General features: G+C 38.4%; 23 protein-coding genes. 10 read left to right on the top strand and 13 right to left on the bottom strand.

Features of this window, described 5'->3' with window-relative positions; all coding sequences use genetic code 11:
* Positions 1-13: 13 nt before the first annotated feature.
* The 4 genes from LG369_RS03765 to nrdH form a co-directional block, all read right to left on the bottom strand.
* Positions 14-781, bottom strand: coding sequence for a DeoR/GlpR family DNA-binding transcription regulator (locus LG369_RS03765; RefSeq protein WP_225750291.1), 768 nt, complete (start codon positions 779-781; stop codon positions 14-16).
* A gap of 132 nt (positions 782-913) precedes the next feature.
* On the bottom strand, positions 914-1876 hold the full coding sequence (gene nrdF, locus LG369_RS03770; protein WP_006151169.1) for a class 1b ribonucleoside-diphosphate reductase subunit beta: 963 nt from the start codon (positions 1874-1876) through the stop codon (positions 914-916).
* A gap of 138 nt (positions 1877-2014) precedes the next feature.
* A complete protein-coding gene (gene nrdE, locus LG369_RS03775) occupies positions 2015-4174 on the bottom strand; it encodes a class 1b ribonucleoside-diphosphate reductase subunit alpha (RefSeq protein ID WP_225750292.1) in 2160 nt (719 codons plus the stop codon).
* A gap of 69 nt (positions 4175-4243) precedes the next feature.
* On the bottom strand, positions 4244-4462 hold the full coding sequence (nrdH, locus tag LG369_RS03780) for a glutaredoxin-like protein NrdH (RefSeq protein ID WP_225750293.1): 219 nt from the start codon (positions 4460-4462) through the stop codon (positions 4244-4246).
* A gap of 360 nt (positions 4463-4822) precedes the next feature.
* On the opposite strand from nrdH, the gene LG369_RS03785 reads away from it, so the two are divergent.
* The 3 genes from LG369_RS03785 (at position 4823) to udk (ending at position 7583) form a co-directional block, all read left to right on the top strand.
* A complete protein-coding gene (locus tag LG369_RS03785; RefSeq protein ID WP_000146947.1) occupies positions 4823-5086 on the top strand; it encodes a phosphocarrier protein HPr in 264 nt (87 codons plus the stop codon).
* A 4-nt stretch (positions 5087-5090) separates the two neighbouring features.
* Positions 5091-6824, top strand: a complete 1734-nt coding sequence (ptsP, locus tag LG369_RS03790) for a phosphoenolpyruvate--protein phosphotransferase (protein WP_225750492.1) — start codon at positions 5091-5093, stop codon at positions 6822-6824.
* Between the two features lie 120 nt (positions 6825-6944).
* The gene (gene udk, locus LG369_RS03795) at positions 6945-7583 is read left to right on the top strand and encodes a uridine kinase (RefSeq protein ID WP_070677412.1); all 639 of its coding nucleotides are present in this window, start codon (positions 6945-6947) and stop codon (positions 7581-7583) included.
* Between the two features lie 34 nt (positions 7584-7617).
* On the opposite strand, the gene LG369_RS03800 is transcribed toward udk, so the two are convergent.
* The 3 genes from LG369_RS03800 to coaB are packed head-to-tail and all read right to left on the bottom strand — an operon-like array spanning position 7618 to position 9417.
* On the bottom strand, positions 7618-8181 hold the full coding sequence (locus tag LG369_RS03800; RefSeq protein WP_225750294.1) for an ECF transporter S component: 564 nt from the start codon (positions 8179-8181) through the stop codon (positions 7618-7620).
* Positions 8165-8716 carry a phosphopantothenoylcysteine decarboxylase gene (gene coaC, locus LG369_RS03805; RefSeq protein WP_225750295.1) on the bottom strand — a complete coding sequence of 184 codons (552 nt, stop codon included), beginning with the start codon at positions 8714-8716 and terminating at the stop codon, positions 8165-8167. Before coaC ends, LG369_RS03800 begins: the two co-directional genes overlap by 17 nt.
* Before the next feature lie 14 nt (positions 8717-8730).
* The gene (gene coaB, locus LG369_RS03810; RefSeq protein WP_225750296.1) at positions 8731-9417 is read right to left on the bottom strand and encodes a phosphopantothenate--cysteine ligase; all 687 of its coding nucleotides are present in this window, start codon (positions 9415-9417) and stop codon (positions 8731-8733) included.
* 232 nt (positions 9418-9649) lie between these two features.
* Here coaB and LG369_RS03815 point away from each other — a divergent pair, with 232 nt between their 5' ends.
* A complete protein-coding gene (locus tag LG369_RS03815; protein ID WP_225750297.1) occupies positions 9650-11320 on the top strand; it encodes a formate--tetrahydrofolate ligase in 1671 nt (556 codons plus the stop codon).
* An 84-nt stretch (positions 11321-11404) separates the two neighbouring features.
* Here LG369_RS03815 and lysS read toward each other — a convergent pair whose 3' ends face one another.
* The 5 genes from lysS to LG369_RS03840 form a co-directional block, all read right to left on the bottom strand.
* On the bottom strand, positions 11405-12895 hold the full coding sequence (gene lysS, locus LG369_RS03820) for a lysine--tRNA ligase (protein WP_225750298.1): 1491 nt from the start codon (positions 12893-12895) through the stop codon (positions 11405-11407).
* 140 nt (positions 12896-13035) lie between these two features.
* The gene (locus LG369_RS03825) at positions 13036-13659 is read right to left on the bottom strand and encodes a histidine phosphatase family protein (protein WP_225750299.1); all 624 of its coding nucleotides are present in this window, start codon (positions 13657-13659) and stop codon (positions 13036-13038) included.
* Positions 13656-14141, bottom strand: coding sequence for an aminoacyl-tRNA deacylase (locus LG369_RS03830; RefSeq protein ID WP_070677431.1), 486 nt, complete (start codon positions 14139-14141; stop codon positions 13656-13658). The genes LG369_RS03825 and LG369_RS03830 overlap by 4 nt, the downstream gene beginning before the upstream one ends.
* Positions 14141-14983, bottom strand: coding sequence for a DUF368 domain-containing protein (locus tag LG369_RS03835; protein WP_225750300.1), 843 nt, complete (start codon positions 14981-14983; stop codon positions 14141-14143). The genes LG369_RS03830 and LG369_RS03835 overlap by 1 nt, the downstream gene beginning before the upstream one ends.
* A gap of 106 nt (positions 14984-15089) precedes the next feature.
* Positions 15090-15890, bottom strand: a complete 801-nt coding sequence (locus tag LG369_RS03840) for a glycoside hydrolase family 25 protein (RefSeq protein ID WP_225750301.1) — start codon at positions 15888-15890, stop codon at positions 15090-15092.
* Positions 15891-16047: 157 nt separating this feature from the next.
* On the opposite strand from LG369_RS03840, the gene glmU reads away from it, so the two are divergent.
* From glmU to LG369_RS03870, 6 genes are all read left to right on the top strand, one after another.
* The gene (gene glmU, locus LG369_RS03845; RefSeq protein WP_225750302.1) at positions 16048-17427 is read left to right on the top strand and encodes a bifunctional UDP-N-acetylglucosamine diphosphorylase/glucosamine-1-phosphate N-acetyltransferase GlmU; all 1380 of its coding nucleotides are present in this window, start codon (positions 16048-16050) and stop codon (positions 17425-17427) included.
* A 9-nt stretch (positions 17428-17436) separates the two neighbouring features.
* Positions 17437-17982 carry an NUDIX hydrolase gene (locus LG369_RS03850; protein ID WP_225750303.1) on the top strand — a complete coding sequence of 182 codons (546 nt, stop codon included), beginning with the start codon at positions 17437-17439 and terminating at the stop codon, positions 17980-17982.
* An 11-nt stretch (positions 17983-17993) separates the two neighbouring features.
* Positions 17994-18305, top strand: a complete 312-nt coding sequence (macP, locus tag LG369_RS03855; RefSeq protein ID WP_225750304.1) for a cell wall synthase accessory phosphoprotein MacP — start codon at positions 17994-17996, stop codon at positions 18303-18305.
* A 10-nt stretch (positions 18306-18315) separates the two neighbouring features.
* Positions 18316-19011: a 5'-methylthioadenosine/adenosylhomocysteine nucleosidase gene (locus LG369_RS03860; RefSeq protein ID WP_225750305.1), complete on the top strand. Its 696-nt coding sequence runs from the start codon at positions 18316-18318 to the stop codon at positions 19009-19011.
* Positions 19012-19137: 126 nt separating this feature from the next.
* Entirely contained in the window at positions 19138-21429 is a 2292-nt protein-coding gene (gene pcrA, locus LG369_RS03865) for a DNA helicase PcrA (protein ID WP_225750306.1), read from the top strand.
* Between the two features lie 169 nt (positions 21430-21598).
* Entirely contained in the window at positions 21599-21859 is a 261-nt protein-coding gene (locus tag LG369_RS03870; protein WP_006150712.1) for a SemiSWEET family transporter, read from the top strand.
* 47 nt (positions 21860-21906) lie between these two features.
* Here LG369_RS03870 and LG369_RS03875 read toward each other — a convergent pair whose 3' ends face one another.
* Entirely contained in the window at positions 21907-22716 is an 810-nt protein-coding gene (locus LG369_RS03875; protein WP_225750307.1) for a Cof-type HAD-IIB family hydrolase, read from the bottom strand.
* Between the last annotated feature and the right edge of the window lie 113 nt (positions 22717-22829).

The following is a 22829-nucleotide window of genomic DNA, read 5'->3' on the forward strand; positions in this document are numbered from 1 at the left end:
TTGGTGAGACTTTTTAAGGTGTTGATTTAATAATTTTTGTTTGTTTGGATAAAGCTTTTAGGGTTTCATCGCTAAGTTTTGAATCGGAGATAATAGTATCGATATCTGCAATATTATAAAAAGTATAAAAATCAAACTTATCAAATTTACTATGGTCAGCAAGAAGAATCTTCTTATTAGAATTATTTAATGCTAGTTTTTGAACGTCACCTTCATCTTCACTAAAAGTAGCAATCGCATGATCTTTTATACCATTACAACTAACAAAAGCTTTAGAAAATTGAAGACTTTCGATGTCTTGGAGAGTCAAAGTACCAACAAAAGCGCCAGTGATTTCTCGATAATTTCCACCAATTAGAATTAAATCTGTGAGTTTTCGTTCATTCAAGATAATGAAAACAGGTAGGCTATTGGTAACCACACGAATATTATCAATTGGAAGTTCACGAGCAAAGAACTCAAGAGTAGTTCCAGGACCGATAAAAATCGTTTCTCTTTCTTCAACTAAGTGACCGGCAAATCGAGCAATCTCTTGCTTTTCGGCGATTTGCAAGCCTTGTTTTTCGATATTAGAGCGTTCGTTTGCTAATAGAGAGCCTGAACGAAGCTTTTCAGCACCTCCGTGCACTCGAACAAGTAAATCCTTGTCAGCTAGCTCTTGTAGATAACGCCGAGCTGTCATATCCGAGATATCTAAACGACTCATAATTTCTTTGACAGTGATTGTTCCTTTGGTATTGACAATATCTAAAATCAAATCAAGTTTCTCTTGTTTTAGCATTGAATCACCCCCTGTATCTAATATCATTTTATCATATTTTAAACACTGAAGCAACTTAAAGGAAACAAAAATAAACAAAAACAAAAGAACATCTTAGTCCAAAACAAACAGAGATGTTCTTTTTTTTAAAAATTAATCTAATCCGTAGTTATAATCATCGTCTTGCATGGCTTCGACTTCACCAAGTAGATATCCGTTACCAACTTGAGAGAAGAAGTCGTGGTTGGATGTACCAGTTGAAATTCCATTCATAACAATTGGGTTTACATCGTCAGCTGAGTCAGGGAAGAGAGGGTCTTGCCCCAGATTCATAAGAGCTTTGTTGGCGTTGTAACGTAGGAAGGTTTTAACTTCTTCAGTCCATCCAACACCATCATAAAGGCTTTCGGTATAACCTTCTTCATTTTCATACAGTGTGTAGAGAAGGTCGTACATCCAATCCTTTAATTTTTCTTGCTCTTCTTCAGGTAATTCGTTGAAACCAAGTTGGAATTTATAACCGATATAAGTACCGTGAACAGACTCATCACGAATGATCAACTTAATGATTTCAGCAACGTTAGCCAATTTGTTATTACCAAGGTAGTAGAGTGGTGTAAAGAAACCAGAATAGAAGAGGAAGGTTTCAAGGAATACACTGGCTACTTTCTTTTCCAGAGGAGTACCATTGAGGTAAATTTCATTGATGATTTGTGCTTTTTTCTGAAGATATGGATTCGTATCAGTCCACTCAAAAATTTCTTCAATTTCAGATTTGGTATTTAAAGTTGAAAAGATTGAAGAATAAGACTTAGCGTGAACAGATTCCATAAATTGGATATTGTTAAAAACAGCTTCTTCGTGAGGAGTACGGATATCAGCACGGAGCGCATTTACCCCAGTTTCAGATTGCATGGTATCCAAAAGTGTCAAACCACCAAAGACTTTTCCTACCAAGTCTTTTTCCTGATTTGATAACTTTCTCCAGTCATCTAAGTCATTAGATAAAGGAATACGAGTATCTAACCAAAATTGTTCGGTTAGTTTTTCCCATGTTGATTTATCGATGACATCTTCGATGGCATTCCAGTTAATGGCTTTGTAGTAAGTTTCCATTACAAATCTCTTTCTTTTGATTTAATTAAATAAAATGATGATGAATCTTGTATCATTTTAGGTTTGGTCTACCGCACAAAAAGTCGGTAACTCGACTTTTTGTTATTACCTAATAGTATAGATGTTCTAAGTAAGTCCTTAAATCACACAGCTTTCACATTGGTTAGCACCAACTTCACCGCCGTCATCTGTATAGGTACGAACGTAGTAGATAGACTTTATTCCCTTGTTAAAGGCGTAGTTACGAAGGATAGACAAGTCACGTGTTGTTTGTTTGTTTTCTGACTTCCATTCGTAAAGTCCTGTTGGGATATCACTGCGCATAAAGAGAGTGAGAGAAAGTCCTTGGTCTACGTGCTCAGTAGCCGCAGCATAAACATCAATGACTTTACGCATATCCATGTCATAAGCAGAAGTGTAGTAAGGAATCGTTTCAGTTGACAATCCTGCAGCAGGATAATAGATCTTACCGATTTTCTTCTCTTGGCGTTCTTCAATACGTTGAGTGATTGGGTGGATAGAAGCAGAAACATCGTTGATGTAACTGATAGAACCATTTGGTGCTACAGCAAGGCGGTTTTGGTGGTAAAGTCCATCTGCCTTAACTTTATCACGAAGTTCAGCCCAGTCAGCAGCAGTTGGGATAAAGATACCTTCAAAAAGCTCTTTAACACGATCAGATTTCGGTACAAACTCACCACTTGTGTACTTATCAAAGTAGCTTCCGTTTGCGTAGTCAGATTTTTCAAAGTTATGGAAGGTAACACCACGTTCACGCGCAATATTATTTGATTCTACCAAAGTCCAGTAGTTCAAAAGCATGAAGTAGATGCTTGTGAATTCAACCGATTCAGGTGATCCGTATTCGATTAATTGTTGAGCAAGATAGCTGTGAAGTCCCATAGCTCCAAGTCCAAATGTATGAGCTTTGCTGTTTCCGTGGTCGATTGTAGGAACTGCGACGATGTGAGAACTATCTGTAACGAAAGTCAAAGCACGTACCATAGCTCGGATAGAACGACCAAAGTCAGGTGATGTCATCATGTTGACTACGTTTGTTGAACCAAGGTTACATGAAACGTCCGTACCCATTTTAAGGAATTCTTGCGCATCGTTGATAAGACTTGGTTCTTGGACTTGAAGAATTTCTGAACACAAGTTACTCATGATAATCTTACCATCGACAGGATTTGCACGGTTAGCAGTATCGATATTGACAACATAAGGATAGCCAGATTCTTGTTGCAATTTAGAAATTTCTGTTTCCAAATCACGGGCCTTAATTTTTGTCTTACGGATGTTTGGATTTGCCACCAATTCATCGTATTTTTCTGTGATATCGATGTAGTTAAAAGGTACACCATACTCTTTTTCAACAGAATAAGGACTGAAGAGGTACATTTCCTCATTCTTACGTGCTAATTCGTAGAATTTATCTGGAACCACAACACCAAGTGAAAGAGTCTTGACACGAACTTTTTCATCAGCATTTTCTTTCTTAGTAGAAAGGAAAGCAATAATGTCTGGGTGGAAGACGTTAAGGTAAACAACCCCAGCCCCTTGACGTTGACCCAATTGGTTAGAGTAAGAGAAGCTGTCTTCGAAAAGCTTCATAACTGGTACGACACCAGAAGCAGCACCTTCATACCCTTTGATAGGTGCTCCAGCTTCACGAAGGTTGCTGAGGGAAATTCCGACACCACCACCGATACGTGAAAGTTGAAGAGCTGAGTTGATAGAACGTCCAATAGAGTTCATATCATCTGTTACCTGAATCAAGAAACAGGATACCAATTCACCACGACGTGCACGGCCCGCATTCAAGAAAGAAGGTGTAGCTGGCTGGTAACGCTGGTGGATGATTTCATTGGCAATATCAATTGCGATAGCTTCGTCACCATCAGCAAAGTAAAGAGCGTTAAAGAAGACACGGTCTTCCATGCTCTCAAGATAGTACTCTCCGTCATTAGTTTTCAAGGCATATTGATTGTAAAACTTGTATGCTGCCATGAAAGACTTGAATTGGAAGTTTTGATCCTTAATAAATTGGTAAAGCTCTTCTAAGAATTCTGAACGATATTTCTTGATAAACGCTGTTTCGATATAATCTTGTTTAATAAGGTAATCGATTTTATCAGTGATAGAATCAAAAACCATAGAATTTGGTACAACATTTTCTTTAAAGAAAGCGTCCAAGGCTTCTTTGTCTTTGTGGAGCATGATTTGTCCATTAACAGGACGGTTGATTTCATTATTTAGACGGAAGTAAGTTACGTCCTCAAGTTGTTTTAATCCCATAAAATTTCCTTTAATTCATTACAAAAGAAAGGCTTCTAAGATTGACATAGAAGCTTTTAATCCTGATACTTAAGCAAGTTCTTTAAGTTTTGCTGGTTGGAAACCAGAGAAAACTTCAGTTGGTGTTTGAATGATAGGAGCAGCGCTGAAGCCTAGCTCTTTAACTTGTTCAATAAATTCAGGTTGTTCATCAAGATTGATTTCGCGATATGCGATGTTGTTACTATCTAAGAATCGTTTGGTCATTTTACATTGAACACAATTGTTTTTAGAATAAACGGTTACCATTCTGTAACTCCTCTTTCAAAATTTAATTACTTCTTAAGTATATCAGAAAAAAAATCTTTGTCAACGAAGAAAAACTAAATATTGTAGATTTTTTTCAGATGAGAGTTATCCGAACACAATATATAGTGATTGTAAAAAATCAAACCCATAAATAACAGCGTTTTCTAAATGTTAAAATTTTAAAAAACTATATGATGTATTTTGATACATAAAATAGAAGATTTTCAGCAAGTTATCTGAAAGGAAAAAGAAGAAATCCCATAAAATACTTGAAAAAAATCCTAGAAGGTGATATAATACCAAATTGTAAGGGTTATCAGATATAACTCAAAAAGAAAACATTTAAAGGAGAGTCAAATTATGGCTTCTAAAGATTTCCACGTAGTGGCAGAAACAGGTATTCACGCACGTCCAGCAACATTGTTGGTACAAACTGCTAGCAAATTTGCTTCAGATATTACTCTTGAGTACAAAGGTAAATCAGTTAACCTTAAATCTATCATGGGTGTTATGAGCCTTGGTGTTGGTCAAGGTGCTGACGTTACGATCAGTGCTGAAGGTGCAGACGCTGATGATGCTATCGCTGCTATCTCAGAAACAATGGAAAAAGAAGGATTGGCATAAGGATATGACAGAAATGCTTAAAGGAATCGCAGCATCTGATGGTGTTGCAGTTGCTAAAGCATATCTACTCGTTCAACCGGATTTATCATTCGAGACTATTACAGTCGAAGATACAAATGCAGAAGAGGCTCGTTTGGATGTTGCTCTTGAAGCTTCTCAAAACGAGCTTTCTCTTATCCGCGAGAAGGCTGTAGGTACGCTTGGTGAAGAAGCGGCGCAAGTATTTGACGCTCACTTGATGGTTCTTGCTGACCCTGAATTGATCGGTCAGATTAAAGAAACAATTCGTGCAAAGAAAGTAAATGCAGAAGCAGGTCTGAAAGAAGTTACAGACATGTTTATCACTATCTTCGAAGGAATGGAAGACAACCCATACATGCAAGAACGTGCAGCGGATATTCGCGACGTTACCAAACGTGTTTTGGCAAATCTTCTTGGCAAGAAATTGCCAAACCCAGCTTCAATCAATGAAGAAGTGATTGTGATTGCGCACGACTTGACTCCGTCTGATACTGCTCAATTGGACAAAAACTTTGTAAAAGCTTTTGTAACAAACATTGGTGGACGTACAAGCCACTCAGCTATCATGGCTCGTACACTTGAAATAGCTGCTGTATTGGGTACAAACAACATCACTGAACTTGTAAAAGATGGTGATGTTTTGGCTGTTTCAGGTATTTCAGGTGAAGTCGTAATCAACCCAACTGAAGAACAAATTGCAGAATTCAAAGCAGCTGGTGAAGCTTACGCTAAACAAAAAGCTGAATGGGCTCTTTTGAAAGATGCTAAAACTGTTACTGCAGATGGTAAACACTTTGAGTTGGCAGCTAATATCGGTACACCAAAAGACGTTGAAGGTGTGAACGAAAATGGTGCTGAAGCTGTTGGTCTCTACCGTACAGAATTCTTGTACATGGACTCTCAAGACTTCCCTACAGAAGACGATCAATATGAAGCCTACAAAGCAGTTCTTGAAGGTATGAACGGTAAACCTGTTGTCGTTCGTACAATGGATATCGGTGGGGATAAGGAACTTCCTTACTTCGATCTTCCTAAAGAAATGAACCCATTCTTGGGTTACCGTGCTTTGCGTATTTCTATTTCTGAAACTGGTAACCAGATGTTCCGTACTCAATTACGTGCTTTGCTTCGTGCATCTGTTCACGGTAAATTACGTATCATGTTCCCAATGGTTGCTTTGTTGAAAGAGTTCCGTACTGCTAAAGGTATTCTTGAAGAAGAAAAAGCAAAATTGCTTGCTGAAGGTGTTGCTGTTGCGGATGATATCCAAGTTGGTATCATGATTGAAATCCCAGCTGCAGCTATGCTTGCAGACCAATTTGCCAAAGAAGTTGATTTCTTCTCAATTGGTACAAACGACTTGATCCAATATACAATGGCTGCTGACCGTATGAACGAACAAGTTTCATACCTTTACCAACCATATAACCCATCGATCCTTCGTTTGATTAACAACGTAATCAAAGCAGCTCACGCTGAAGGTAAATGGGCTGGTATGTGTGGTGAAATGGCTGGTGACCAAACTGCTGTTCCACTCCTTGTCGGAATGGGCTTGGATGAGTTCTCTATGTCAGCTACTTCAGTACTTCGTACACGTAGCTTGATGAAGAAACTTGACACAGCTAAGATGCAAGAATACGCTAACCGTGCTCTTACTGAATGTTCAACAATGGAAGAAGTTCTTGAACTTTCTAAAGAATACGTTAACTTTGATTAAAAACATTAAAACCTTGTAGAACTAAATTACAAGGTTTTTTCTACTCTAATTTGAAAAGTCCACCTGTAAATTTTTCTAAAAATATGGTAAAATAGACAAAGGAAAAATACGGAGGCAACTATGCAAAACAGACCAATCATTATCGGAGTAACAGGGGGATCTGGTGGAGGAAAAACCAGTGTTTCTAAGGCAATCTTATCCCATTTTCCAAATGAAAAAATTGCCATGATTGAGCATGATTCCTACTATAAAGATCAATCTCATCTAACCTTTGAAGAACGTATTAAGACTAATTATGACCATCCTTTTGCTTTTGATACTGACTTGATGATTGCGCAAATCAAAGAATTGTTGGCAGGACGTCCTGTTGATATTCCTACCTATGATTATGCTGCCCATACAAGAAGCTCGAAAACCTATCGTCAAGAACCACAAGACGTATTTATAGTGGAAGGAATCTTGGTTTTGGAAGACAAACGTCTTCGTGATTTGATGGATATCAAGATTTTTGTGGACACTGATGATGATGTTCGTATCATCCGTCGTATTAAACGCGATATGGAAGAACGTGGTCGTAGTTTGGATAGCGTCATTGATCAGTACCTTGGAGTCGTAAAACCTATGTATCATCAATTTATCGAGCCAACAAAGCGTTATGCAGATATCGTTATTCCAGAAGGAGTGTCAAATACAGTAGCAATTGATTTACTGACAACAAAGATTGAAAAGATTTTAGAAGAGGCTCGTTTAGCCCAGTAATAGAAATAAAAAACTGTATCAAGAGATACAGTTTTTATTGTTTAATTTTTTCAAGTTTCGGAACAATGACGAGAGTTAAAGCAGCCGAGATAATTAATTCTGCGATTGAATTTGTTGAGATAACAGTCGCTAATAGTTTTTGAATATTTCCATCAAAAACATTACCAAAGAGAAAGAAGATACCGCCTAAGACAAAAACTGTATTCGTGAGTGAGCCAAGTGCACCTGCAAAGATGAGTCCAGCTCTTCCTTTTAGTAGTTTATAGACGAAATAAGGGGTCAAACCGATTAAGATACGAGGAACAATTGCGATCACAACTGAATAAAAGTTACCATTTGGTACAAATGGTGAGAAGAGATAGCTTGTTGGCAGGATTGTGAGAGTATTAACCGTTAAGCTAAGCATTCCCATCAAGAAACCTAAGGTTGCGCCGATTCTTGGTCCGTAGATAATACTTGCAATAATTACTGGAATGTGAACGATGGTTGGTTTGATTGGAAAGGGAAGTATATTAAATAAAATTGAGCTTAGTAAATGAATAACAATCATAATGGCAAAAAAGATAGCGATTGGAGCAATATTAGAGCGTTTGTTCATGAATTTTATCCTTTATTTCTTGTAAAATAGTTTCGAGATCTGCGAGAGCACCACGACCTGTATCCCCACAGGCCAGTAGAGAATCTTTGGGAGAAATAATAGTATAACCATAATCTTCTAAAGTTTTAAGATTAGCTTGGGTCGCAGGGTGGTCATACATCTTTGTGTTCATAGCTGGAGCCAATAGTTTGGGTACAAAGTGTGGCAAAGCAAGAGCAGTAGCAGTCACCATATTGTCAGCAAAACCGTGAGCTAATTTAGCGATTGTATTGGCTGTCGCAGGAACTACGATAAATAAATCTGTTTCTTTTCCTATTTGAATGTGATTCACTTGATCTGGAAAAGGTTCGTGCATGACATCGAGATGTACAGTATTTTGAGATAGTACTTGTAAAGTTAATGGCTGAATGAATTCTGTTGCTGACTGAGTCATAAGAACAGTAACAGAATGCCCCTGTTTTTTTAAAGAACTAACTAGGTCAACTGTCTTGTATGCAGCAATAGATCCTGTAATAGCGAGTGTAATACGGGCCATAAAATCCCTTTCTTTTAGTCATAACTTTTGATTTTCTCGAGGAGTAAATCAGCAATTTCATGTTTACTCATAGCAGTTTGGAAAGAATTTTTTTCAACTAAGTAAGCCTTGTGTTGCTCGCTACTAATCTGAGTAAGGTCGTTTGTGACAATTAAATCAGCTTGGTTCTTTTCAAGACTTTCCCGAGCAATTTGAATCAGATATTCCTGGCTGACATCAACCAGTAATTTAAATCCAATCAGGTGAATGTTAGGATTCCATTCTTTAACAAGAGATATGATTTTGGGATTCTTCTTAAGAAATAGAACCTGAACGTCTTCCTTAGATGAGATTTTTGTTTCCTGATTTTTCTTATCTAAAAACTCTGTTAAATCTTGACTAGCTTGAACCTCATCGAATCCAGCCATATAGACAGGAGTGTAATCTGATACAGCCATAGAATGGATTAAGACCTGGTAATCCGTAACCTTATCTTTTATGACTTGTAGCAAATCAGCTGTATTTTTAATTTCGATGATTGTCAAATTTGGATGACTAACTGGCTTAACTGCCTGAAGAGTGGTAATCAAACAAACTTCATGGCCAGCCTTTAGAAGAGTCTCGGTGATAATTTTTCCAAGTTTACCGGAAGAGTGATTGGTAATAGAACGAACTCTATCAATTTTTTCACTTGTACCACCAGAAGTAACTAAAATTTTCATAGAACTATTGTACAAAAAAATGAGCATTAAGTAAAATGAAAGCGATGTAACAAGGGCCGAAAATAGGATGTTAATCCATAGTTAAAATCTATAAAGGCATATAAAAATTTAAATAGAGATAAAGAAAGTCGTTATTTAGCGATATTTACGAACGTTACTAATCATAATGACTGTTAAAAATCTTGTTTTATGATATAATGAATTAACACATTAGAGGCTAGAGGAGTTTTTTATGAAAACAGATATTGAAATTGCACAGAGTATTGAGTTAAAACCGATCGTTGATGTTGTTGAGAAACTTGGTATTTCATACGATGATTTGGAGTTATATGGAAAGTACAAGGCTAAACTAAGCTTTGATAAGATTCGTGAAGTTGAGGCAAACCCAGTTGGTAAGTTGATTCTTGTCACAGCTATCAACCCAACGCCAGCAGGTGAAGGAAAATCAACCATTACCATTGGTCTTGCTGATGCTTTGAACAAGATTGGCAAGAAAACGATGATTGCCATCCGCGAACCTTCACTTGGCCCTGTTATGGGTATTAAAGGTGGAGCTGCTGGGGGTGGTTATGCCCAAGTGTTACCAATGGAAGATATCAACCTTCACTTTACTGGAGATATGCACGCTATTACAACTGCCAACAATGCTCTCTCTGCCTTGATTGACAATCATTTGCACCAAGGAAATGAGCTAGGAATCGATCAACGTCGTATTCTTTGGAAACGTGTTGTTGACTTGAATGACCGTGCTCTTCGCCATGTAACTGTTGGTCTTGGTGGCCCGCTTAATGGTATTCCACGTGAAGATGGATTTGATATTACCGTGGCTTCAGAGATCATGGCTATCCTTTGCTTGGCAACTGATATTGAAGATTTGAAACGTCGTTTGGCTAATATCGTTATTGGCTACCGTTATGACCGCACACCAGTTTCAGTTGGTGATTTACAGGTTGAGGGTGCCTTGGCATTGATTTTGAAAGATGCTATTAAACCCAACTTGGTGCAAACAATCTATGGTACACCAGCATTCGTACACGGTGGTCCTTTTGCAAATATTGCCCACGGTTGTAACTCTGTATTGGCAACGACAACAGCACTTCACTTAGCTGATTACACAGTAACTGAGGCTGGTTTTGGTGCAGACCTTGGTGCAGAGAAGTTCCTGGATATCAAGACTCCAAACTTGCCAACAGCTCCAAGTGCAGTAGTCATTGTAGCGACTCTTCGTGCCCTTAAAATGAATGGTGGAGTTGCTAAAGATGCTCTGACAGAGGAAAATGTAGAAGCAGTACGTGCTGGATTTGCAAACTTGAAACGCCACGTTGAGAATATCCGTAAGTTCGGTATTCCAGCGGTTGTTGCTATCAATGAATTTGTTTCTGATACAGAAGCTGAAATCGCGGCCTTGAAAGAACTATGTGCTTCAATCGATGTACCAGTCGAATTGGCTAGCGTATGGGCTGATGGAGCTGAAGGAGGCGTTGCTTTGGCTGAAACTCTTGTCAAAACAATTGACGAAAATCCAGCCAACTACAAACGTCTCTATGACAACGACCTTTCTGTTCAAGAAAAAATTGAAAAGATTGTTACTGAAATCTACCGTGGTAGCAAAGTAAACTTCGAAAAGAAAGCTCAAACTCAAATTGCACAAATCGTACAAAATGGTTGGGATAAACTGCCAATCTGTATGGCCAAAACTCAATACAGTTTCTCAGATAACCCTAACGCTCTTGGAGCACCTGAAAACTTTGAAATTACTATTCGTGAATTGGTACCAAAACTTGGTGCAGGCTTCATCGTTGCCTTAACTGGTGATGTCATGACTATGCCTGGACTTCCAAAACGTCCTGCCGCTCTCAACATGGATGTTGAAAGCGATGGAACTGTTCTTGGATTATTCTAATTCAAACACAAAAGACAACCTCTTTGATAAGGTTGTCTTTTTAACTACAAAAAAACTCCTAGAAATCATCTAGGAGTTTAGTTTTTATTTCATAGTTGGGAAAAGAAGTACATCACGGATAGTGGTAGTATCTGTGAGTAACATGCAGAGACGGTCGATACCGATTCCCAAACCACCTGTTGGAGGCATACCGTACTCAAGGGCTTCGATGTAGTCGTAGTCAATGCCAGTTGCTTCATCGTCACCAAGTTCTTTGGCTTTGGCTTGGGCTTCAAAACGGCTAAGTTGATCGATTGGATCATTCAACTCAGTAAAGGCATTTCCGTATTCTTTAGTCATGATGAAGAGTTCAAAACGGTCAGTGAAACGTTCATCTTCAGGATTTTTCTTAGCAAGTGGTGATACAGCTACTGGGTGACCATAGACAAATGTTGGTTGAATTAAAGTTTCTTCTACAAACTCTTCAAAGAAAGCATTGATGATATGACCAACTTCTGTGTAGTGTTTTTCAACTGGAACTTTTTTCTCAGCTGCGATAGCTTTGGCTTCTTCGAAAGTCATATCTTTCCAGAAATCAACCCCTGTGATTTCCTTAATGGCATCCACCATGTGTACACGTTTAAATGGTTCGTTAAGTTTTATCTCAGTTCCTTGATAGATAACTGGAGCGTCGCCTTTAACAGCTTTTGCAACGTGTTGAATAATACCTTCAGTCAAGTCCATGATATCTTGGAAGTCTGCATAAGCTTGGTAAACCTCGATAGAAGTGAACTCAGGATTGTGTGTAGCGTCCATTCCTTCGTTACGGAAGATACGACCGATCTCATAAACACGTTCCATACCACCAACGATAAGTCGTTTCAAGTGAAGCTCAGTCGCGATACGAAGTACCATATCAATATTCTGTGCATTGTGGTGAGTGATAAACGGACGAGCAGCAGCACCACCAGCTTCATTGTGAAGAACAGGTGTTTCAACTTCTAGGAAACCTTTTTGATCAAGATAACGACGAATTTCAGAGATGATTTTTGAGCGAGTAACAAAGCGTTCAAAGCTTTCACGGTTTGAAATCAAATCAAGGTAACGTTTACGGTAAATAGTTTCAACGTCTGTTAAACCGTGGAATTTTTCTGGAAGCGGACGAAGGGCTTTAGACAAGTGAGTGATGTGAGTAGCCTTAATAGAGAGTTCTCCCATATCGGTACGCATGACTTCACCTTCGACACCAAGGAAGTCTCCGAGGTCAGCTTTTTTGAAGATTTCGTAGTTTTCTTCACCAACTTCATCTTTACGAACGTAGATTTGGATTTGACCTTCACGGTCTTGAAGGTGAGCAAAACCAACTTTCCCTTTTCCACGTTTAGTCACCAAGCGTCCAGCGATAGTGGCAGTTTCATTTAGTTCGTGTAGTTGTTCTTTATCTAGCTCAGCAAATTTATCTTTTAGTTCTTGAGAGTTGGCAGTACGTTCAAAACGTTTACCGAAAGGATCAATTCCTTGTTCACGGAGCGCAGCCATTTTTTCACGGCGAACGATCTGCTGGTCATTCAATTCTTCCATATGTTCTGTTGACATGGGTTCCTCCTAATTTATAATCAAATTTTGAAATAATAAATCAATTTTTCACGATACTCCCATTTTATCATAAATAATCAAGAAATTCACGGATATTCTATAAAAACTAAAAAGAACTTGACGCAGTAGATCAAGTTCAATTAATTTTTCTGATAGGATGTATCGTTCCAAGTCTTAAGAGTAAATTTTTCGAAGTCGTCGGTCTCTATAATTGTTAAACTTGCATTGGCCAAACCTCCGTCTTTACGAAGCAGAGCTTCCTGATAGCCTATAAGCGTTCGAAGACTAGCAGTAAGGTTCGCTCCATGACCGACTAGTAATAGGTGCTCTGCCTTAGAATTTTTTAAGGATCTGATAAATTGGATGGTGCGATGAGTTGTAGTGTAAAGTGATTCAGCTTCAAACATGCGAGTATCAAACTTAGCTAAGTTAGTTTTAAAGGCTTGAATTTGCTGAGGGTAGATAGCATTTAAAGTCGCAATTTTTAGACCTTCCAGTTTACCGAGGTGCCATTCTCTGAGTTCGGGAACACTTTCTAAGGGACATGGGTTTGTCAGTTGACTTTGGATAATCTCAGCTGATTTTACCGCTCTTGGTAAATCACTCGAATAGATCTTGTCAAAAGGGATATCTTTAAGATACTGGCCCAGGTTTTTTAAAGTTTCAATAGATTCAGGAAGAAGTGGTGAATCTCCGCCAGCACCTTGAAAACGCTCTTCTAGATTCCATACTGTTTGACCGTGGCGGACAAAGTAAAGTTTCATGAGTTACTTTCCTCCAAAATGTCTACAAAGCTGGCTTTTACAAAGTTTGCCAGGTCTTTAGGTGCGATGATGATACTGTGTCCGACCTCGCCAGCAGAGACAATCAATTTTTCCAATTCTAAAGCTGTTTCATCAATAAAAATAGGGTAGTTGTGTTTTTGACGGATACCTACAGGGTTATTAGCTCCATGGATATATCCAGTCGTTTTTTCTAAATCCTTTTGAGGAATCATGGCAATTTTTTTATTACCAGAAATCTTTGCTAATTTCTTTTCAGAAAGGTGTTCGGTGATAGGAACAATTCCTATTACCGGACCAGTCTTATCACCCAATAATGCTAAGGTCTTAAAGATATGATTTCTATCATAACCAGAAGGAAGTTCTCCTTCTAAAGCATTGATTTGAATACCTTGATGGTCAACACCTGCCTTAGTCAAAATTTGCTCTACTAAGGTTTTTTTAACTTTAACTTTCTTAACCATTATTTGTATTTATCCTCCAACTGACTCATCCAGATACCTAACCAAATGCCAAGAGCAAAAAAGAAGGCAACAATCACATAAGACACAAGAGATAAACCACTGTAGTTAATGCTTTCAGCATTACCCGCATTTGGAATCAATATCAAGAGTGTACTTGAAAGAACGATTGCAATGATGAAGTGATAAACACGAGAGTGATACTCTCGAAGAGCGTAGTCCATCAATTTTGAAAAAATAATAAGAGTAGCAGCAGCTCCAATTCCTATTGGAAGGAAGGTGCCAAATAAATCAAAAGTTTTAAATCCAGTTAACATTGGGGTATAGAGACCTAAAATCAAGAGAAGATTTGAGGGGCTCAATCCTGGAACTAAAATACCTAGAGCAAGAAGAGCACCAGCTAGGATAAAACTTGTGAAACTTGCGTTGAGTGAACCAACCACAAAGTTTAAAGCGTAAAGACCAATTCCAGAAACAATAAAGGTCACCCAAAACCAGATAAGATCGACTTTGTCTCTTTCAGAATCTTGAGTAGCCTCTTTTACAAGACTAGGGACTGTACCAATAATAGCACCCGCAAAACTCCATAAAACATAAACTTGATAATGCTCTAGTAAGTACTCAATTGGATAAGAAAATAGCCCAATACCTAGTAACATACCGATAGCAACAGGTAAGAAATAAAGAATATCTTCTTTTAGGTTTTTAAATGGATGGGCAAGAAAACGAATCATTCTCTCATAGATACCCAAAATAGCTGCCAAGACTCCACCAGAAATACCAGGCAAGATAAATCCTAGTGCAATAACAATACCTTTAATTATTTTTGAAATCCAAGATAACATAAACTCTCTCCGTATTTATTCTCTAAAATTCTCTTCTTGTATTATATCACAAAGTAAGAGAAATAAAAAAAGCAAGCAGAAGTAATATCTGGCTTGCTGAATGAAATTAAGGTTTTAAGAATAATTTTCTAAACGTCTCTTGCTTATCTTTTGACAAAGAAATAAGATTTAGGTCTAGATGGTGTTCAAATCCAACCAGTTTACCCTTTGAGGTGTATTGATGAAGATCAAAGTCAAGGTCTGTATTTGGTGAACTTTCAAAGTAGCCTGAGTCAAGTCCGTAGGATGGAATCCAAATAGCAGAAAACTTATCTGTACTGATGCTATGTTCTTTCATGAAGTACACACCAATGTATATACCAATATTTTTAGCACCAAGTGATTCTAACTTAGCACGGAATGCCTCAACTCCTTGGTTCATATCTGACATTGTTTTTTCTTCAACGTCTAACCAATAGTAACTTGGATTGTATGGGGAAGCTGAATTGTAGAATGCTTCAGCAGCCTTTTCCATTTCCTCTACACTTTTTCCAGATACATAGGCATATACAGCAACTGGAACATTTCTCTTTTGAAACTCAGCGATATGACTTTTATAAGCTTTATCTGTTCCATTTGTATAAGATGCATCGTTCTCAGTAGTAATCTGGTTTCCTCCGTGGACTCGAACAATAGCACCAGAGATATTTTTAGATAAAATATCATAGTTAATCTCTGACGGTCTTTGCCAACCAGAGATATCGATGATAGGCTTATCCAAGTTATGTAGAGCTTGTGTTTCTATTTGAACTGGATTTTGTTTGGTTTTTACAGGATGTTCTTCGAATCGTGGACGATTGAGAATCAAGAGTCCTATAAAAGCAGCAAATATAATAACTATAAAAGCTGGACGAATTTTTTTTCTCATACTCCTATAGTTTATCGTAATTTGTGAAAAAAATCAAAAAAAATACTCAAAACGGAGTAGTGACAGTCATTAGCGTTATGTTGAGGTCAACAAATTTGTGTATCGTGAAGTAAATTGTGGTATAATAATAAAGAATTTCTATAGAAAAGAGAAAAATATGGCAAATTATGCAATTATTTTAGCAGCGGGTAAAGGTACCCGTATGAAATCAGATCTACCTAAAGTTATGCACAAGGTTGCGGGAATTTCAATGCTTGAGCATGTTTTTCGTAGCGTGGGCGCAATTAATCCTGAAAAAACAGTTACTGTAATCGGGCATAAGGCTGAACTTGTAGAGCAAGTTTTAGCAGGACAGACTGATTTTGTGAGACAGTCCGAACAATTAGGTACTGGTCATGCGGTTATGATGGCCGAACCAATTCTTGAGGGTCTTTCTGGACAAACATTGGTTATTGCTGGCGACACACCGCTAATCACTGGTGAGAGTTTAAAGAACTTGATTGATTTTCATGTGAATCACAAGAACGTAGCCACTATCCTTACCGCAGAAGCTGAAGATCCATTTGGTTATGGACGTATTGTTCGCAATGATAATGCTGAAGTACTAAGAATTGTTGAACAAAAAGATGCGACTGATTTTGAAAAGCAAATCAAAGAAATCAATACAGGAACTTATGTTTTTGATAATGCTCGTCTCTTTGAAGCTCTTAAAAACATCAATACCAATAACGCTCAAGGCGAATACTATATTACAGACGTGATTGGTATTTTCCGTGAAGCTGGTGAAAAAGTCGGAGCCTACACTCTTAAAGACTTTGATGAAAGTCTCGGAGTCAATGACCGTGTAGCACTTTCTACAGCCGAAGCTGTTATGCGTCGTCGTATTAACCAAGCTCACATGATTAATGGCGTTAGTTTTGTAAATCCAGAAGCGACTTATATTGATATTGATGTTGAAATTGCTCCAGATGTACAAATTGAAGCTAATGTAACCCTCAAAGGTTCTAGTAAGATTGGTGCTGAGACTATTTTGACGAATGGAACTTATATTGTCGATAGTACTATCGGTTCAGGTGCAGTGATTACCAACTCTATGATTGAGGAGAGCACAGTTGCTGATGGTGTTACAGTCGGACCTTACGCTCATATTCGTCCAGATTCTAGCCTGGCAAAAGATGTTCATATTGGAAACTTTGTTGAGGTGAAAGGTTCTAGCATTGGAGAAAATACAAAAGCTGGCCATTTGACATACATTGGTAACTGTGAAGTTGGCAGTGACGTCAACTTTGGTGCTGGTACTATAACAGTGAACTATGATGGGAAAAACAAATTCAAGACAGTCATCGGCAACAATGTATTTGTTGGTTCTAATTCAACCATCATCGCTCCTGTTGAACTAGGAGATAACTCTCTTGTTGGCGCAGGTTCAACCATTACTAAAGACGTGCCTGCTGATGCTATTGCCATCGGTCGTGGCCGCCAAGTTAACAAAGACGAATATGCAACTCATCTCCCTCACCATCCTAAAAACAAATAGGAGCTAACCATGGAATTTGAAGAGAAAACACTCAGCCGTAGAGAAATCTATAAAGGTCCTATTTTCCAATTGGTACAAGATCAGGTTGAACTTCCTAATGGAAAAGGGACAGCTCAACGTGATTTGATTTTCCATAATGGTGCAGTATGTGTTCTTGCAGTTACTCCAGAAAATAAGATTGTTCTCGTCAAGCAATATCGCAAGGCGATTGAAAAAGTTTCTGTTGAGATTCCTGCAGGGAAACTAGAAATTGGAGAAAATGCTGATCCTGAAGCGGCAGCCCTTCGCGAATTGGAAGAAGAAGCTACCTACACTGGAAAACTAACTCTTTTGTATGATTTCTATTCTGCTATTGGTTTCTGTAATGAGCGATTAAAACTTTATTTGGCAAGTGATTTGACAAAGGTTAAAAATCCACGTCCACAGGATGAAGATGAAACTTTAGAATTACTTGAAGTTAGTCTTGAAGAAGCTAAACAACTGATCCAGTCTGGTGATATCTGTGATGCCAAGACTATTATGGCTATCCAGTACTGGGAATTACAAGAAAAATAGGGGAGGAACCTATGGGAAAACCTTTATTAACAGACGAAATAATCGAGCGTGCAAATCGTGGTGAAAATATCTCTGGTCCTACTTTAGTAGACGATCAAGAAACAAAGATATTATCTACTTCATCTCAACCTTATAGAGCTTCACGTTCAAGTGATCATGGTTTTAGTCAAGATACCCTAACGATTGAGGTTGAACCACAAATCCATAAAAGTCGTCGAATTGAAAATACTAAGAGAAATGTTTTTAACTCAAAACTGAATAAGATTCTATTTGCTGTTATTCTTCTCTTGATTTTGCTAGTTTTAGCAATGAGATTTATTTAAGGGGAATGTCATGAAAATTGGAATTATAGCAGCTATGCCAGAAGAGCTAGTTTATCTGATTCAACATTTAGAAAACGCTCAAGAAGAGACGGTATTAGGAAATAAGTATCATACGGGTAAAATTGGTTCAGTCGATCTTGTCTTGGTCGAGAGTGGAATTGGTAAAGTCATGTCTGCTATGAGTGTAGCAATCTTAGCTAACCACTTTAAAGTAGATGCTGTTATCAACACTGGTTCAGCTGGTGCTTTAGCAGAAAGAATCGAAGTTGGAGATGTAGTGATTGCTGATAAGCTAGCTTATCATGATGTTGATGTGACTGCTTTTGGGTATGAATACGGTCAGATGGCCCAACAACCACTCTACTTTGAATCTGACAAGAAGTTTGTCAGTTTAATTCAAGAGAGTTTGTCTAAACTTAACCAAAAATGGCATTTAGGTTTGATTGCGACAGGTGATAGTTTTATTGCGGGTGAAGATAAGATTAAAGCTATAAAAGAACATTTTCCTCAGGTACTTGCTGTGGAGATGGAAGGAGCGGCTATCGCTCAAGCAGCTCACGCGCTTAATCTACCTTTCTTAGTTGTTCGTGCCATGAGTGATAATGCTAACCACGAAGCTTCTATTTCATTTGATGAGTTTATCGTAGAAGCAGGACGCAGATCGGCTCAAGCCTTGTTGACACTTTTACAATCTATTCATGAATAAAATCAAAAGAACACTTGTTAGTGTTCTTTTTTAGGAAAAAAGGAAGCCTGTCTCTGATAGAGTTATTTTCAGTCTTTTTTGATATAATAGAAACATTGATTTGAAGAATAGGAATAGGAAGAGAAAATGAACCCTTTATTAAACGGTATGAATGATCGACAGGCTGAAGCGGTCCAAACAACAGAAGGTCCACTGCTGATCATGGCGGGGGCTGGTTCTGGTAAGACACGAGTTTTGACCCATCGTATTGCCTACTTAATTGATGAAAAGATGGTTAATCCCTGGAATATTTTAGCCATTACCTTTACCAATAAGGCTGCTCGTGAAATGAAAGAACGTGCCTATGGGCTCAATCCAGCTACACAGGACTGTTTGATAGCGACCTTTCACTCTATGTGCGTTCGTATCTTACGGCGTGATGCGGATCATATTGGTTACAATCGTAACTTTACCATTATCGATCCAGGTGAGCAACGAACACTGATGAAACGCATTCTCAAGCAATTAAACTTGGATCCTAAAAAGTGGAATGAACGCTCAATTTTAGGGACCATTTCTAATGCTAAGAATGATCTGATTGACGATGTTGCTTATGCTGCACAAGCAGGAGATTTATATACAAATATTGTCGCTAAGTGTTATGAGGCCTATCAAAAGGAACTTCGTCAAGCTGAGTCAGTTGACTTTGATGATTTGATTATGTTGACCTTGCGTCTCTTTGATCAAAATCCTGATGTCTTAACTTACTATCAGCAAAAATTCCAATATATCCATGTTGATGAGTATCAAGATACCAACCATGCCCAGTACCAACTGGTCAAATTGTTGGCTTCTCGCTTTAAAAATATCTGTGTTGTTGGGGATGCGGACCAGTCTATCTACGGATGGCGTGGTGCTGATATGCAGAATATCTTGGATTTTGAGAAGGATTATCCTCAAGCCAAGGTTGTCTTGTTAGAGGAGAATTACCGATCAACCAAAACCATTCTCCAAGCAGCTAATGACGTTATTAAAAACAATAAAAATCGCCGTCCAAAGAATCTATGGACTCAAAATTCGGATGGGGAACAAATTGTCTATTATCGTGCCAATGACGAACAAGATGAGGCTGTTTTTGTAGCCAAAACCATCGATGAACTTGGTCGAAGTCAAAACTTCCTACATAAAGACTTTGCAGTCCTTTACCGTACCAATGCCCAGTCACGTACTATTGAGGAGGCCCTTCTCAAGTCCAATATTCCTTATACCATGGTTGGTGGTACCAAGTTCTACAGCCGAAAAGAAATCCGTGATATCATTGCTTACCTCAATCTCATTGCCAACCTAAGTGACAATATCAGTTTTGAGCGTATCATCAATGAACCAAAGCGTGGTATTGGACCAGGAACTGTTGAGAAGATTCGCGACTTTGCTAATTTGCAAGAAATGTCCATGCTGGATGCTTCAGCCAATATCATGTTATCAGGTATCAAAGGTAAAGCGGCTCAGTCTATTTGGGACTTTGCAAATATGATTCTTGATTTGAGGGAGAAACTGGACCAATTAACAATTACAGAGTTGGTTGAGACTGTCCTTGAAAAAACAGGTTACGTTGATATTCTAAACGCACAGGCAACATTGGAGAGTAAGGCTCGAGTTGAAAATATCGAGGAATTCTTATCTGTTACCAAAAACTTTGATGACAATCCTGAAAGTCAAGAAGAGGAGACTGGATTGGATAAACTCAGTCGTTTCTTGAATGATCTTGCTTTGATTGCAGATACGGACTCTGGTAGTCAGGAGACGTCAGAAGTAACCTTAATGACCTTACACGCTGCCAAAGGACTCGAGTTTCCAGTTGTTTTTATTATCGGTATGGAGGAGAATGTCTTTCCTCTTAGTCGTGCCTCTGAAGATCCTGATGAATTGGAAGAAGAACGTCGTTTGGCCTATGTAGGTATCACGCGCGCTGAGAAGATTCTCTATCTGACCAACGCAAACTCTCGCTTACTTTTCGGACGTACAAGTTACAATCGTCCGACCCGTTTTATCAACGAGATTAGTTCAGATTTGTTGACGTATCAAGGTCTGGCTCGTCCAGCTAATACAAGTTTTAAAGCATCATACAGTAGTGGTGGAGGAACAGCATTTGGTAAAGGAATGAGTTTGGCTCAGGCGCTTCAAGAACGAAAACGGAATGCTGCTCCTACATCGATCCAATCAAGTGGCTTACCATTTGGACAATTTGCATCTGACACTAAATCAGCTTCTAGTGAGACTAGCTGGTCTGTTGGGGATATTGCCCTTCATAAAAAATGGGGTGAAGGAACTGTGCTGGAAGTTTCAGGCAGTGGATCAACACAGGAATTAAAAATCAATTTTCCAGAGGTTGGTCTCAAAAAACTCTTAGCCAGTGTAGCACCGATTGAGAAAAAGTAAGTTCTCTTAACGAATAAGAATCCCTCTGTAATATTCAGAGGGATTTTTTGATGATTATCTTATCACAAGATTGTGATAATTTACGTTTTCATAACAATGGAAATTTTTTCTTACATGATTTTGAAAAATAGTGTATAATACAGTGGTTCTATGTCGAAAGGAGAAGAAAATGACTGAAAAGCAAATGAAAACGTTGGGTTGGATTGCAACCTTTATGTCTGTAATGATGTATATCTCATATATTCCACAAATTATGAACAACCTTGCAGGTCAAAAGGGGAACTTTATCCAGCCAGCAGTAGCTGCAATTAACTGCAGTCTTTGGGTTTACTACGGACTTTTTAAAAAAGAACGTGATATTCCTTTGGCAGCAGCTAATGCACCAGGTATTGTTTTTGGGATTATCACCGCTTTAACAGCTTTGTTCTAAAAATAAAAAGCAATTAGCAGAATGTTCAGCTAGTTGCTTTTATTTATTTACAAAATATATTTTTCAATAGCGCGTGCAACGCCTTCTTCTTCATTGCTGGTTGTTACGGCATCCGCGAGAGATTTGACGTGGTCGCTGGCATTTCCCATAGCAATCCCAAGACCAGCAAACTCTAACATCTCAATGTCGTTATTAGCATCACCCATAGCCATGATTTCAGAAGGTTGGATATCTAAAATCTCAGCCAAACGAGAAAGAGCAGAAGCCTTGGTTGTGCCAAGTGGCATCGCCTCATAGATAACAGGTTGAGAACGAACACCGCTAAAACGTTGACAAAGTTCTTCAGCAAACCGTTGTTCAAAGTCATCCGTTTGTTCTTTTGTGCCTAAGAACATGCCTTGGAACATACGATATTTCCCGCTAGTAGCTTCTTCCAGTGAGATTTCAGTCAGGTCAGCAAAGACAAGTGTAGCATCATATTGAACAATAGGATTTGGTTTGCCTCCGAGAACGAAGTAGTGTTCCTTGTCAAAGAGAGTCAACTGGACCTCACTCTTTTCAGCAAGTTCATTCAGGTATTCGATGTCAGATTTACTAAGTTCTCGCCAGTCAACAAGGCCCCAGTCACTAGTTTGGTGTGTAGAACAACCATTGTTGACAATAACGTATTCATTCTGCAAATCAAGACCTAGTTTTTTATAGTAGGGAAGAACTCCAAAGAGAGGACGACCAGTACAGAGGACCAGTTTGACACCTTTTTCGATAGCCTTATGAATGGCATCAATATGAGCCTGAGGAATTTCCTTGGCTTCGTTAAGTAGAGTACCGTCCATATCAAGAGCAAGTAGTTTAATCATAGTATTTTCCTTTCTCGTGTTTTGCCTATATTATAGCATATTTTGGGAATCAGAGGCAGAATCTTCTGTTAAATCATGGTATAATATAGAGTAATGACAAAAACAAATGAGGC

Origin of the sequence: Streptococcus sp. Marseille-Q4154, from assembly GCF_916700545.1 — a bacterium.
Taxonomy (GTDB): Bacteria; Bacillota; Bacilli; order Lactobacillales; family Streptococcaceae; genus Streptococcus; species Streptococcus infantis_I.

Coding starts and splice junctions, on each gene's coding strand:
- LG369_RS03815 (WP_225750297.1), top strand. CDS start 9,650: ATGAAAACAGATATTGAAATTGCACAGAGTATTGAGTTAAAACCGATC.
- LG369_RS03800 (WP_225750294.1), bottom strand. CDS start 8,181: ATGAACAAACGCTCTAATATTGCTCCAATCGCTATCTTTTTTGCCATT.
- LG369_RS03870 (WP_006150712.1), top strand. CDS start 21,599: ATGACTGAAAAGCAAATGAAAACGTTGGGTTGGATTGCAACCTTTATG.
- nrdF (WP_006151169.1), bottom strand. CDS start 1,876: ATGGAAACTTACTACAAAGCCATTAACTGGAATGCCATCGAAGATGTC.
- LG369_RS03860 (WP_225750305.1), top strand. CDS start 18,316: ATGAAAATTGGAATTATAGCAGCTATGCCAGAAGAGCTAGTTTATCTG.
- nrdE (WP_225750292.1), bottom strand. CDS start 4,174: ATGGGATTAAAACAACTTGAGGACGTAACTTACTTCCGTCTAAATAAT.
- glmU (WP_225750302.1), top strand. CDS start 16,048: ATGGCAAATTATGCAATTATTTTAGCAGCGGGTAAAGGTACCCGTATG.
- macP (WP_225750304.1), top strand. CDS start 17,994: ATGGGAAAACCTTTATTAACAGACGAAATAATCGAGCGTGCAAATCGT.
- LG369_RS03825 (WP_225750299.1), bottom strand. CDS start 13,659: ATGAAACTTTACTTTGTCCGCCACGGTCAAACAGTATGGAATCTAGAA.
- LG369_RS03850 (WP_225750303.1), top strand. CDS start 17,437: ATGGAATTTGAAGAGAAAACACTCAGCCGTAGAGAAATCTATAAAGGT.
- lysS (WP_225750298.1), bottom strand. CDS start 12,895: ATGTCAACAGAACATATGGAAGAATTGAATGACCAGCAGATCGTTCGC.
- pcrA (WP_225750306.1), top strand. CDS start 19,138: ATGAACCCTTTATTAAACGGTATGAATGATCGACAGGCTGAAGCGGTC.
- LG369_RS03840 (WP_225750301.1), bottom strand. CDS start 15,890: ATGAGAAAAAAAATTCGTCCAGCTTTTATAGTTATTATATTTGCTGCT.
- nrdH (WP_225750293.1), bottom strand. CDS start 4,462: ATGGTAACCGTTTATTCTAAAAACAATTGTGTTCAATGTAAAATGACC.
- udk (WP_070677412.1), top strand. CDS start 6,945: ATGCAAAACAGACCAATCATTATCGGAGTAACAGGGGGATCTGGTGGA.
- LG369_RS03785 (WP_000146947.1), top strand. CDS start 4,823: ATGGCTTCTAAAGATTTCCACGTAGTGGCAGAAACAGGTATTCACGCA.
- coaB (WP_225750296.1), bottom strand. CDS start 9,417: ATGAAAATTTTAGTTACTTCTGGTGGTACAAGTGAAAAAATTGATAGA.
- LG369_RS03830 (WP_070677431.1), bottom strand. CDS start 14,141: ATGGTTAAGAAAGTTAAAGTTAAAAAAACCTTAGTAGAGCAAATTTTG.
- LG369_RS03765 (WP_225750291.1), bottom strand. CDS start 781: ATGCTAAAACAAGAGAAACTTGATTTGATTTTAGATATTGTCAATACC.
- coaC (WP_225750295.1), bottom strand. CDS start 8,716: ATGGCCCGTATTACACTCGCTATTACAGGATCTATTGCTGCATACAAG.
- ptsP (WP_225750492.1), top strand. CDS start 5,091: ATGACAGAAATGCTTAAAGGAATCGCAGCATCTGATGGTGTTGCAGTT.
- LG369_RS03835 (WP_225750300.1), bottom strand. CDS start 14,983: ATGTTATCTTGGATTTCAAAAATAATTAAAGGTATTGTTATTGCACTA.
- LG369_RS03875 (WP_225750307.1), bottom strand. CDS start 22,716: ATGATTAAACTACTTGCTCTTGATATGGACGGTACTCTACTTAACGAA.